This is a genomic window from Klebsiella sp. FDAARGOS_511 (genome assembly GCF_003812845.1).
Taxonomy (GTDB): domain Bacteria; phylum Pseudomonadota; class Gammaproteobacteria; order Enterobacterales; family Enterobacteriaceae; genus Klebsiella; species Klebsiella grimontii.
Map to the genome: position 1 here is coordinate 1,441,227 of NZ_CP033824.1, position 12,106 is coordinate 1,453,332.

Here is a 12,106-nt window from a genome sequence, read left to right on the forward strand (position 1 = left end):
TTTTTGCTGTCATGACTTAATACGATCCCAGGGAATGAGATTTTCCATCACTACCGCCAGCAGCACGCCGATTAATAAGCCGTTGCCTAACAGCGGTCGGATTATCAGAGGTAGCGTCTGGAGATAAACTGGCGGCAGCCCCATTAAAAAAATGCCGATAAAGAGCGGCAGAGCCAGCCGGTAGATATTTCGCGCGGTGAAGGTAATTTGTTTACTGAACGATAAGCTGGAATATAACAATGGGAGATATGAGACCAGCATGACCGCGCTGCTGATCGGCAGAGGCAGCGTGGTAAAAAAGTGGGTCAGCGGCGTAAACAGCCCAACCAGCAGGCAGCACAGGCAGCCGATAATAAACGGCTGGCGCGAGGTTTCTCCGGTTTGGGTTAATAAGCCTATCGATGAAACAAAGGGCGAAAACGGCACCACGCTGAGCGGAACCGTTATTAGAGTCATCAATCCGGAGATAATAAAGCTGCGCCGGTAACGGCTATTGCTGGCGCCCTGCTCGGGATAAAAAACGTCGCTACCGCGAATAGCGCCGTAGGTATTGGTAATATTGACCAGCCCGGCCAGCAGCGCCGTCAAAATAATACCTGGACGTAATGCCCCCCCGTAGCCAAGCGGAAACCACTGCCAGTGAATCGGGCCGGAAGCGGCCGTGGCGGGCGGCGTGCGAAACAGCAGGTACCAGCCTCCCCATCCCGCCAGGGTTCCTGTCAGCAGAGCGTAGCGGGCGATGCCGTCCGGGAGAAAAATAATCATCCCCAGCACCAGCATCATTACCGCCAGCGCCAGGCTAAACGGCGCCAGCTGAATGCCCACGCTGGCCTGGGCCGAACTAAAGGGCAGCCCGAGCATGCCTTTAAAAAATATAGTCGTCAGCTGCGCGCCGAGCAGCAGCATAAAAAAGACCATGACCGTCGGGCTAAAGAGCTTCGCCAGGCGATGGCCGATGCCGCTCACGCCGATGATGATGGTGAATATCGCCGACAGAAATATACCGACCGCCAGGCTGGCCGCAATGCTGTCAAACGGGGTGCCGCGCGCGGCTTCGCCGACGGTGACGGTCAGAATAGTGCTCCACCATAGTCCCGTTGGGCCTTCCATAATCGCGCGACGGTGGCCCAGCAGCGCCTGCGCCAGGCACGCCAGCCCGGTGGTGATAAAACCGTATTGGGTAAGCGTAATCAGCGCGCTGGCGGGGAGCTGAAAAGCAGACTGTAATGTTGGCGGTACCACGACGGTGTTGCAGAAGATAAAGAAGAACCATTGAAATCCCGCCAGGGTGTTTCGTTGATTTAGCGGCAATACCACCATGATAAAATCCTGACAAAGCGCCTGACGTTGAACAGACGCTAAACATTGAACGAAGTAGGTTATGCCCCGGGCGCGGCTTGCGCCTTACCCGGGCTACAAAACCCGCGCGACGTCAGGTTCGTAGCCCGGATAAGAGGTTTACGCCGCAGTCCGGGAATGCAACGGTTCCCCGTTACTGCTGATGCTTAAGGATAAATTTCCCCTTCGGCGCCTGCGGGAAGCCCTGCTCAATGTCATAAATCACCTCGCCGCGCAGGATGGTTTTAGTGATACGCGCGCCAATCTTACGGCCAACGTAAGGACTGACTTTATGCCGGTATTCGAGGTCCTCCGCCTGCAGGACGTAGCTGCTGTTTGGCTGAATAAACACCAGGTCGGCGTCTTTGCCCGGGGCAATGCGCCCCTTCTGCTTCAGGCCGAAAATATCGGCGGCGTTGGTCGCCATCAGACGAGCAAACTGCGGCAGAGGCATACCGCGCTTTTGCACCGCTTCATCAAACATCACGTCCATGCAGCTCTGCAGACCGGCAATCCCGCCCCAGGCCTGCATGATATTGCCCGCCTTCATTTCAGGCGGGCACGGAGAGTGGTCGGACACCAGGCAGTCTATTTCGCCGTTGAACAGCTTCTCCCACATTCCCTTCTGGTTCTTCGCGTCGCGGATCGGCGGAGAGCACTTCGCCAGGGTGCCAATCGCTTCGAACTGCTCGGTATCCAGCACAAAGTAGTGCGGACAGGATTCGCAGGTGACGTCCTGTCCCTCCTGACGCGCACGGGTCACTTCGGCGACCCCTTCCGGGCTGCTGATGTGGCATACGTGCAGGCGACAACCGGCGACTTTCGCCAGATAGAGGACGCGGCGGATCGCCTCGACTTCGGTGAACACCGGACGCGACGCAACATAATCATGTGCCGTCACGCGGCCTTCTCTTTTTGCTTCTTCGCCGAGCTCATCGCAGATCAGCGCATTTTCACAATGCACCAACACGGTCTGCTTCATTTCGGCCAGCTTTTGCGCCCCTTTGAAAAACTGCCAGTCGTTGACGTCGCGGAAGTCGTTGTCGATCCCGCGATCGCCGCAGGTGGCGACAAAGCATTTGAAGCCCACCACGCCCACATCATCCAACTCGTGCAGTCGGTCCAGGTTATAGGAGACCAGCCCGCCAAGCTGCGCGGCATCGATGGTCAGTTTGCCCTTCGCTGCGTCGAATTTCAGCTCAATGGTCTCTCGATCGACGGTAGCCGGCAGCTGGTTCAGCGGCATTTCGATCATCGTAGTGATGCCGCCTTTTGCCGCCGCGCGGGTACCCGTTTCGTATCCTTCCCAGTGGGTACGACCCGGCTCAGAGATGTGCGTATGCGCATCGACCATCCCCGGCGAAACGATCAGGCCCGCGGCATCCATGATCTGTTTCGCTTCGCCCAGGTTTTCACCGATAGCGGCAATTTTGCCGTCGGCAACCGCGATATCCACCACCCGCGATTCGTTTTCCAGAATAACGGTGCCGTTTTTAATGATTAAATCAAAAGACATATAAAACTCCTTGTAGGTATACACGCCATATTTCTGCTTGCAGCCGCGTGGGCTGTACCAGCAATGGCTTTGGCTATTGATGCTTCATCCCTGAAATAAAGCTTCCTCTTGATAAGAAAATCAGCTCACAACGTCCGGGTGCGAAATATTATTCGGCAGCGCCCGTTTTTTTAGTAACGCGTATGCGGCAAAAGCGACGATAACGCCAACAAACCACGACACGCGGGAGAACGGTTCAAGCAGCGGAATAAATTTTCCGCCGAGCGATAAAATCACCGCCATGATGGTGACCAGGAATGCGGTAACGTTAAATCCATTATCGAAATATTTATAATCCCCAGCTGCGGTATACAGCTCATCAAGATTAATCCGCCCACGCATAACGACAAAATAATGCGCCATCATTACGCCAATAACCGGGCCCAGCATGCCGCCGATAATATCGAGAAAAAGATAAATACTGTCCTGATTCTCCATTAATTTCCATGGGCAGATCAGCAGACTAATGATGCTGGCGATCAGTACACCGTTTTTATAGGTTAATTTAGTCGGCGCAATTGCCGCGATTTGATAGCCTGCCGGAATAATATTACCGGTGGCGTTGGTGGAGATCGTGGTCATTAATATCACCAGCACCGCAAAGAAAGAAGCAAACAGGCTGTCCCATTTCTGCACAATATCCAGCACGTTCCAGGTGTCCATACCATAATGGATACTGGCGCCGGCGATAATGCACACTCCGGCCACCGCGAACAAAATATAAGCTACGACCAGACCAAGCGTTTGACCCAGGGCCTGCTCGCGAAACGAACGCGCGTTCTGGGTAAAATCCGAGGCGCTGACCGCCGGCGCCGCCCAGACGGCAACGACCGCATTGATGACCACCAGGAACAAGAAGCCGGTATGCTCCGCTTTTGCCACTCCGGTTGGCAAATAGTCCAGAATAGGGCTAATCCCGACCAGCGAAATAGCCCAGATAGCCATGCCGCCGAAGACAATGTAGATGCAGGGGTTGAGGATGGCGGTAAATTTATTGAGTACTTTTCCGCCGCCGAAACCAATGCCGACGTTAATCAGCCAGAAGACCAGAAAGGCGATCAGCCCAGGCAGCGACAGCCCCAGCAGCTTAAAATCACCGCCAAGGGTCAGAAACGCAGGCCACAGTTTGCCTAATAAGATCAGGAATGCCAGAGAGCCGGCATAGCATTGCAAACCAAACCACATAATCGCCGCAATACCGCCTCTGAGCAGGCCGGGTAATAACGCTCCGCGCACCCCATAGGAGGCTCTTAAAATCATAGCGAAGGGTACGCCGTATTTACTTCCGGCAGCGCCATTAAACACCATAACCGCGGCAATAATAAAAGCACTCAATATTATTGCCATCATTATGCTAAACGTTGATAGTCCGAGAATAAAAAAACCACCAACCATCACATAATTAGGTACGTTGTGTACGGATCCCATCCATAAGGTAAAATAGTTAAATGTCTTCCAGTTACGCTGCGATTCTAATTTTGGTAATAGATCGTCGCTATAACCTCTGGATTTGTACAGGTCTTGAGCTTGTTCCATAATTCCCTCTTAATACGCATCGGATTACGTTTGTAGGTTTAGCTATGTGGAACAACAAATTAATAATTTTTATTTTTTATTATACTGGGATTGTCTTTGACTGTATTTTGTTCTTACGCAAGGTAATCAATGCAAACAGTATCGTTCCGGTAATAACTAGCCCGGCAGACATCACAAAACTAATTTCTTTTGACCCGGTCAGATCAGAAATAAAACCGGTGAGCGTCGGGGCAACAACCGCTGAACTCATACCAAAGAAATTAAACAGGCTAAAGGCACGACCTAATGTTTTTGCGGACGCCTGCTCGGAAACGAACGAGATAAGAATCGGGTCAACGGCCATTTTACCGAGCAGTCCATACAGCACCAGGCTGATCATCAGCATGGTAGTATTCGGCGACAGAACGGTAAACATCAGCATTGCCGCGGCAACAATCTCCAGCCCGAGAATCACTTTAACTTTACTGTCGCGGAATTTATCCGAAAGATGGCTAAAGAACAGCGCGCCCGGCACCCCGACCACTGCCACCAGTGCGGAAGCAAAACCAATGGCGCCGCCGTCAAAGCCGCGTTCGGTCTGCAGATAAGAAGGCAGCCAGGTGACGATCAGGTAGTAGCCGTAGCAGGTGCAGAAATAGAGAAAGTAGACGCTGCACAGCAGCGGCGAAAACAGCGGCGCCGATTTTTCTTCTGCCGACGGGAATGATGCCGAGGCGTTATTTTTATTTTCCGCTACGGCGGGCTCTTTCCGCTTGCGACGAATCACCAGGGTAAACACGCAGAGCATCACCACCAGGATCGCTGCGACAATAAACAACACGTTTTGCCAGGCCATATGCATGCTTTTGACCAGAATGCTTGAGCCAATCAGGCCAATCCCCATCCCGATGGCCGAGCCGCTGTTGATAATGGCGTTAGCCAGCGCCCGACGCTCCTGCGGCACGTTGGCCGAGGAGAGCGAATAGGCGGAGCTGAAGAAGGAAGCGCAGCCGGCACCGGCCAGCAGCGAGCCGATATAAATCAGCGTCAGATTTCCCGCATTAGCAATACTCAGCGTGCCAATAATGAACAGCGAGAAACCACACATCAGCATAATTTTCTGCCCCAGTTTATCAACCAGAATACCGCAGGGGATCTGCATTCCGCAGTAGGCAAGAAAATAGAAACTGGCTATCGCGCCAATTTCAGCGTTACTGACGTTGCCTAAGGACGCCTGAATTTCCGGATAAATAGGCGTTAATACGGTACGATAAATCCATATTGCCACCCAGCCCAGACTCATTACCACGACTATTTTCTTCCAATAGTCGATACCTGTTTTATTGATAGTATCCATAAATTCACCCGTGAGGTTTAAAAAATGCTGCCGGAATCGGCAGCATTTTCTCATTACGATATTTTATGATTCGCCATTAATTCAAGCGCCTGAACTAAAGACGAGTGATCTAATTCGCCACCGCCGTTGGCGGCGCAGGTATTAAATAGCTCCTGACAGGTTGCCGTATTCGGTAAATTAAGCGCCAGCGCTTTCGCGCTCTGCAATGCCAGATTAAGATCCTTCTGGTGCAGGGAAATTTTAAAACCGGGATTAAACGTCCGGTTCAACATTCTTTCGCCATGTACCTCCAGAATACGCGAGGAGGCGAAGCCGCCCATCAGCGCCTGACGCACGCGAGCGGGATCGGCGCCGGCTTTAGACGCGAAAACCAGCGCTTCGGAGACCGCTTCAATATTCAGCGCGACGATAATCTGATTGGCGACTTTACAGGTCTGCCCGTCGCCATTACCGCCGACGAGGGTGATGTTTTTACCCAAAATATCAAACAGCGGCTTCACGCGAGCAAACACGTTTTCGTCGCCGCCGACCATAATAGAGAGCGTACCTTCACGCGCGCCAATTTCGCCGCCGGATACTGGCGCATCCAGATAATCTGCGCCCAAATCCCGCACCTGCTGCGCAAAACGCTTGGTTTCAATCGGCGAAATAGAGCTCATATCGACGATGGTTTTGCCCTTCAGCGCCGCGCTGGCGCAGCCGTGTTCGCCAAACAGAACGTCGGCGACCTGTGGGGTATCAGGAACCATGATAAAAATAATCTCCGACTGCTCCGCGACCTGCTCTGCGGTAGCCAGATGCTGCGCGCCCTGCTTGAGCAGTTCTTCAGCAACCGGACCGATGGTGGTCACATGCAGCGCGTGGCCCGCTTTGGCAAGTCGGAGCGCCATCGGAGTGCCCATAATACCTAAACCAATAAATCCCAGTTTCATACCTTTCCTCTCAAAATTTCTGTTTCGATTTATACCCTGAACATCTGCTGCGTAAAGCATGACGGGTATATTTGAGCAATAGTTATCCCTTCCTGGAAATGGAATAATAAATACTGCCCAAAGATAAATTAAAAATTAACGGTAGCGATTAAACCATGTCAGGCCCGCTTCAGTGGTCGTCAGCGGTTTATATTCGCAGCCGACCCAACCGTCATAATTTGATTTATCGATAAATTTAAAAAGATAATCGTAATTAATTTCTCCAGTTCCCGGCTCACCGCGTTCCGGGTTATCGGCAATCTGTAAATGACCAATTCGGTTGGCATAAGTTTGCATCGTATGGGTTAATTCACCCTCCATGCGCTGCATATGATAAATATCGTACTGGATTTTCAGATTATCGCTGCCGACCTCATCAATGAGCGCCAGCGCCTGATGCGTGGTATTCAGATAAAACCCCGGCATATCGAAGTAATTAATCGGCTCAATCAGCAGCAGGATCCCCTCCTGGGCCAGCGCGGCGGCGGCAAAACGTAAATTAGCCACCAGCGTGGAGCGGATATGATCTTCGCGATAGCCCACCGGAGTTTTACCGACCAGACAGTTGATTTTGCTATTGCCCAGCGCTTTAGCGTAGCGGATCGCGGCGTCAACGCCTTCGCGAAACTCCGCTTCGCGACCGGGAATACAGGCTATGCCGCGCTCCCCTGCCGCCCAGTCGCCAGCGGGTAGATTATGCAAGGTATGCTCCAGCCGGTTATCACTCAGCTTTTGTTTTAATACCTCCGGCGCATAATCATACGGAAACATAAATTCAACGGCGCGAAAACCGCAGGCCGCTGCTTTCTCAAAACGATCCAGAAAATCATATTCCACAAATAACATCGAAAGGTTGGCAGAGAAGCGCAACATAGTTTCACCTCATTTATTCATATTTCATAAAGCAGGTTTCGGTTGGCGCATCGATGGCGCTATCGGCTACATCTTCGAATTCCGTTACGTTATCCAGTTCGCTGCCCATCGAAATATTGGTCACACGCTCAAGGATCACCTCCACGACCACCGGCACGCGATACTGTTTCATCCACGCTTTTGCCTGCGCAAAGGCGGGCGCAATCTCCTCCGGTTTAAAGACGCGAATGGCTTTGCAGCCGAGACCTTCTGCGACTTTGACGTGATCGACGCCGTAGCCGTTCACTTCGCTGGAGTTGATATTTTCGAACGCCAGCTGGACGCAGTAATCCATATCGAACGCGCGCTGCGACTGACGAATCAGGCCCAGATAAGCGTTGTTTACCAGCACGTGGACGTAAGGAATATTGAACTGCGCGCCCACCGCCAGCTCTTCAATCAGGAACTGGAAGTCGAAGTCGCCGGAGATCGCGACCACGTTGCGCTCCGGGTCGGCGGCGCAAACGCCCAGCGCGGCAGGAAGCGTCCAGCCCAGCGGCCCCGCCTGACCGCAGTTGATCCAGTGGCGATCTTTAAACACGTGCAGCATCTGCGCGGCGGCGATTTGCGACAGGCCGATGGTGGTGACGTAGCACACGTCGCGGCCAAAGGCTTTGTTCATCTCTTCATAAACGCGCTGCGGTTTGACCGGCACGTTATCGAAGTGGGTTTTACGCAGCAGCGTACGCTTGCGCTCCTGACACTCGGCAACCCAGCGCTCGCGGCGCGGCAGGCGGCCCTCTTTTTGCATCTGCTGCGCAATATCCACCAGCTGAGTCAGCGCCGCTTTCGCATCGGACACGATGCCTAAATCCGGGCACAGTACGCGGCCAATCTGCGTCGGTTCGATATCGATATGGATGATTTTACGACCTGCGGTGTACTTCTCGACCGAACCGGTATGACGGTTGGCAAAGCGGTTGCCGATACCAAATACCAGGTCGGAGGCCAGCAGCGTGGCATTGCCGTAGCGATGCGCGGTTTGTAAGCCGACCATTCCGGCCATCAGCTCGTGGTCATCCGGGATACAGCCCCAGCCCATCAGCGTCGGGATCACCGGTACATGGGTAATTTCGGCAAATTGCTGCAACAGCGCTGCGGCATCGGCATTAATCACCCCGCCGCCGGCGACAATCACCGGACGCTCCGCCATCAGCAGCATCGCCAGCGCGCGTTCGATCTGCGGACGCGTCGCCACGGGTTTATACGCCGGGAGCGGCGCATACAGCTCAGGGTCAAATTCGATTTCCGCGACCTGGACATCATAAGGCAGGTCGATCAGCACCGGCCCCGGTCTACCGGAGCGCATCAGGTGGAATGCCTGCTGCAGCACGCCCGGCACCAGCGCCGCTTCGCGGACGGTCACCGCCATCTTAGTGACGGGTTTAGCGATGGACTCAATATCGACCGCCTGGAAATCTTCTTTATGCAGACGCGCGCGCGGCGCCTGGCCAGTGATGCACAAAATAGGAATGGAGTCGGCGGAGGCGGAGTACAGCGCGGTGATCATATCCGTTCCCGCCGGGCCCGATGTTCCCAGGCATACGCCGATATTGCCTGCCGTGGCGCGGGTATAGCCTTCCGCCATATGAGACGCGCCTTCCACGTGTCGGGCCAGAATATGACGGATCCCGCCGTGCTTGCGCATCGCCGAATAGAACGGGTTAATCGCCGCGCCGGGCACGCCAAATGCGGTTGTAATCCCTTCTTTTTCCAGTACATACATTGCCGCGTCGACGGCTCTCATTTTTGCCATTTTTTACTACCTCGCTATATTGGAAAAATTTTCCAAATTTTAATAAAACCAAAAAAGTCCCGCTCCGCAGAGCGGGTCGGTTCGGCTATCAATCAGCCTGGGGTTTGAGTCCCAGCGCGGTGCTGATATTCCTTGCCGTCTCCCTTACCAGCTCTCCCTGGCTGATAAAACGGTCCGGGGTTAAGCGGGACGCCGGCCCGGAAATCGAAATCGCCGCCACCACGGACCCCACATCATCGTAAACCGCCGAAGCAATACAGTTTAATCCTGTCACGTGCTCCTCCTGGTCAATGCTGTAGCCGCAGGCTCGCGCCTCATCCAGATTCCGCTGCAGGACCGGCAAATCGACGATCGTCGCCGGCGTAAACCGCTGCAGTCCGGTCTTCACAATGACATCCACCAGCTCTTCCGACGACAGCGGATACAGCAGCGCTTTTCCGGCGCCTGAAGCATGCAGCGGTAGTCGGCTACCGAGCGGCGCGCACATCCTTACCATCGACTTGCACTCCTGCTGGCCAATCAGCACCGCTTCGTTGCCGTTGCGAATCGCCACATTGACGGTCTCGCCCGACATCAGCATCAGCCGGCGCATAAAGGGTCCGCCGACGGATAAAACATCCCGGTTGTGGATGTACGCCGAACCGATATTGAATGCGCCAAGTCCGATGTGCCACCAGCCTAACTGCGCATCCTGATACACAAAATCCGCGCCTTCCAGCACCTTAAGCAGACGAAAGGTGGTCGATAACGGTAAGTCCAGATTAAGGGAAATATCGCTGACCGACGAGCTGCCGCCGCTCTTTTCAAGGTATTGCAGTATCGCGATCCCTCTCTCCAGCGCCTGGGCGCCTTTTTGCGCGGAAGGCTCCTGCTGGCCCGGCCTTCCCCGCCTTCTCACTTCTGTCATACCTCGATTATCTCCGGCTCAAAACCTGAGCATAAATAGTGTGTAAGCGCCCACATGTTATGCAAGATAATCGATAGCGTCACGTGCAACCTCACGCAAAGCTCAACTCCACGGTCGGGATCTCCGCCACATCGCAGTTATCTTTTCCGCCGCGATCGACGGTTAAAAAATCGGTTTCGCTCTGCCAGGCAAACAGCGGATGATGCCAGACGTTACGGTGGTAATTGACCCCCTGACGGCCATTGGAGATAAACGCGCGCAGCGTAGTCATGTCCGGTTGATCGCCTCCTGCCGCGACCACCACGACAAAGGCTTCGCCGTTCATCGGCACAAACGCCTGGGTGCCCAGCGGATGACGCTCCAGCTCGGTGACGACAATCGGCAGCGCCGCCGGCTGGGCGCGGTTAATACTGATTAGCGTGCGCTCCTGCTGCAGGGTTTCCACCATGGCCAGATCGTGGAAACGCTGCACTTTGCCCTCATTGATATGGAAAAAATCATGTCCTTCCGTTTCGATAACGTCCCCATAGGGGCGGAAGGCTTCGCGCGTCAGCGGCAATACTTCAAGCTTCATTGCATATTCCTTAGTCATTAAAAACCGTTCCCCTCCTCATACCTTGAGGGTGAAAGATGTACCGGTCAATTCATGGCCATCTCAAAGTGGTATCAACTATAAGTTGGAATAATTTTCCAAAACCTGATTTAAGCCACATAATTGAAATGGCTATTATGAAAAAATACTTAAAAATCATGGGGGAATTATTAAATTACGAGGAATATAGCGATGCTAGACCCCGAAACACTACGTACCTTTGTCAGCGTCGCGGAGACCGGCAGCTTCTCCAGAGCAGCGGAAAAACTCTATAAAACCACCGCCACCATTAGTTATCGCATCAAACTGCTGGAAGATAACACCGGCGTGGCGCTCTTTTCCCGCACCACGCGCAGCGTACTGCTGACCCCGGCCGGGATGCACCTGCTGGCGCAGGCCAGAGAGTGGCTTGGCTGGATTGACAGTATGCCCGGCGAGCTACAGCAGATAAACGACGGCGTGGAGCGCCAGGTCAATATTGTGGTGAATAACCTGATGTATGACCCGCAGGCCATCGCCCGGCTGCTGGCCTGGCTCAGCCAACGTTACCCCTTTACGCAGTTTCACTTTTCGCGACAAATTTATATGGGCGTCTGGGATACGCTTCTGCATGATGACTTTTCGCTGGCGATTGGCGTTACCGGCACCGAACCGTTAGGCGAAAATATTGCGGTCACCCCGCTGGGCGAAGTGTCCTGGCTCTTCGTGATGTCACCACATCACCCGCTCGGCCAGCAAAGCGATCCGCTATCGGAGGCCCAGCTACGTCGCTACCCTGCGGTCAATATTGAGGACAGCGCCCGGAGATTGACCAAGCGCGTCGCCTGGCGTCTGCCGGGGCAAAAAGAGATTGTGGTTCCCGATATCGAAACTAAAATCGCGGCGCATATCGCTGGCGTCGGCATCGGCTTTTTACCCGAGCCGCTGTGCCAGCCGCTTATCGCTCGCGGTGAGCTGATTGCCCGGCAGATCCCGGCGATGCGCCCCCCCTCTCCTCTGAGCCTCGCCTGGCGCAAAGATCATCATGGTAAAGCGGTGCAGGATATCGCCTCGCTGTTCGGCCATTCGGCCCCGGAAATCCAGGGATTTCTGACGCTATTCAGCGATACACCGTGAAAAATCAATTCAGCCTGTCGCTCACCGCGTACAATAGGAGGATTATCGCGTCGAACGACGCGTCTGGATGGCTTAACGGTTTAAATG

10 protein-coding genes are annotated in these 12,106 nt (G+C 53.9%); 1 reads left to right on the forward strand and 9 read right to left on the reverse strand.

Features of this window, described 5'->3' with window-relative positions; translation table 11 throughout:
- Positions 1-9: 9 nt before the first annotated feature.
- From EGY08_RS08030 to allA, 9 genes are all read right to left on the reverse strand, one after another.
- Positions 10-1,320: a uracil/xanthine transporter gene (locus EGY08_RS08030; protein ID WP_087828746.1), complete on the reverse strand. Its 1,311-nt coding sequence runs from the start codon at positions 1,318-1,320 to the stop codon at positions 10-12.
- 172 nt (positions 1,321-1,492) lie between these two features.
- On the reverse strand, positions 1,493-2,854 hold the full coding sequence (gene allB / locus EGY08_RS08035) for an allantoinase AllB (protein ID WP_004130035.1): 1,362 nt from the start codon (positions 2,852-2,854) through the stop codon (positions 1,493-1,495).
- 120 nt (positions 2,855-2,974) lie between these two features.
- Positions 2,975-4,429: an allantoin transporter gene (locus tag EGY08_RS08040; RefSeq protein WP_123828383.1), complete on the reverse strand. Its 1,455-nt coding sequence runs from the start codon at positions 4,427-4,429 to the stop codon at positions 2,975-2,977.
- A 79-nt stretch (positions 4,430-4,508) separates the two neighbouring features.
- Positions 4,509-5,765, reverse strand: coding sequence for an MFS transporter (locus EGY08_RS08045; protein WP_032742065.1), 1,257 nt, complete (start codon positions 5,763-5,765; stop codon positions 4,509-4,511).
- Between the two features lie 53 nt (positions 5,766-5,818).
- Complete coding sequence (gene glxR, locus EGY08_RS08050) at positions 5,819-6,757, reverse strand: 2-hydroxy-3-oxopropionate reductase (RefSeq protein ID WP_071988267.1); 939 nt, start codon at positions 6,755-6,757, stop codon at positions 5,819-5,821.
- A 75-nt stretch (positions 6,758-6,832) separates the two neighbouring features.
- On the reverse strand, positions 6,833-7,609 hold the full coding sequence (gene hyi / locus EGY08_RS08055) for a hydroxypyruvate isomerase (RefSeq protein ID WP_004130022.1): 777 nt from the start codon (positions 7,607-7,609) through the stop codon (positions 6,833-6,835).
- A 13-nt stretch (positions 7,610-7,622) separates the two neighbouring features.
- Positions 7,623-9,404 carry a glyoxylate carboligase gene (gene gcl / locus EGY08_RS08060; protein ID WP_004130019.1) on the reverse strand — a complete coding sequence of 594 codons (1,782 nt, stop codon included), beginning with the start codon at positions 9,402-9,404 and terminating at the stop codon, positions 7,623-7,625.
- 88 nt (positions 9,405-9,492) lie between these two features.
- Positions 9,493-10,311 (reverse strand): HTH-type transcriptional repressor AllR, encoded by an 819-nt coding sequence (gene allR / locus EGY08_RS08065; RefSeq protein ID WP_004130016.1) that lies wholly within the window; start codon positions 10,309-10,311, stop codon positions 9,493-9,495.
- A 91-nt stretch (positions 10,312-10,402) separates the two neighbouring features.
- Entirely contained in the window at positions 10,403-10,885 is a 483-nt protein-coding gene (allA, locus tag EGY08_RS08070) for an ureidoglycolate lyase (protein ID WP_004130014.1), read from the reverse strand.
- A gap of 210 nt (positions 10,886-11,095) precedes the next feature.
- Between allA and allS the strand changes: the two genes are divergently transcribed.
- Positions 11,096-12,019: an HTH-type transcriptional activator AllS gene (gene allS / locus EGY08_RS08080; RefSeq protein WP_049112232.1), complete on the forward strand. Its 924-nt coding sequence runs from the start codon at positions 11,096-11,098 to the stop codon at positions 12,017-12,019.
- The last annotated feature ends 87 nt before the right edge of the window (positions 12,020-12,106 follow it).

Bases quoted from the DNA above. Each gene is read 5' to 3' on its own strand.
- EGY08_RS08045 (WP_032742065.1), bottom strand. From the start codon at position 5,765: ATGGATACTATCAATAAAACAGGTATCGACTATTGGAAGAAAATAGTC.
- allB (WP_004130035.1), bottom strand. From the start codon at position 2,854: ATGTCTTTTGATTTAATCATTAAAAACGGCACCGTTATTCTGGAAAAC.
- EGY08_RS08040 (WP_123828383.1), bottom strand. From the start codon at position 4,429: ATGGAACAAGCTCAAGACCTGTACAAATCCAGAGGTTATAGCGACGAT.
- gcl (WP_004130019.1), bottom strand. From the start codon at position 9,404: ATGGCAAAAATGAGAGCCGTCGACGCGGCAATGTATGTACTGGAAAAA.
- hyi (WP_004130022.1), bottom strand. From the start codon at position 7,609: ATGTTGCGCTTCTCTGCCAACCTTTCGATGTTATTTGTGGAATATGAT.
- allA (WP_004130014.1), bottom strand. From the start codon at position 10,885: ATGAAGCTTGAAGTATTGCCGCTGACGCGCGAAGCCTTCCGCCCCTAT.
- allS (WP_049112232.1), top strand. From the start codon at position 11,096: ATGCTAGACCCCGAAACACTACGTACCTTTGTCAGCGTCGCGGAGACC.
- EGY08_RS08030 (WP_087828746.1), bottom strand. From the start codon at position 1,320: ATGGTGGTATTGCCGCTAAATCAACGAAACACCCTGGCGGGATTTCAA.
- allR (WP_004130016.1), bottom strand. From the start codon at position 10,311: ATGACAGAAGTGAGAAGGCGGGGAAGGCCGGGCCAGCAGGAGCCTTCC.
- glxR (WP_071988267.1), bottom strand. From the start codon at position 6,757: ATGCTTTACGCAGCAGATGTTCAGGGTATAAATCGAAACAGAAATTTT.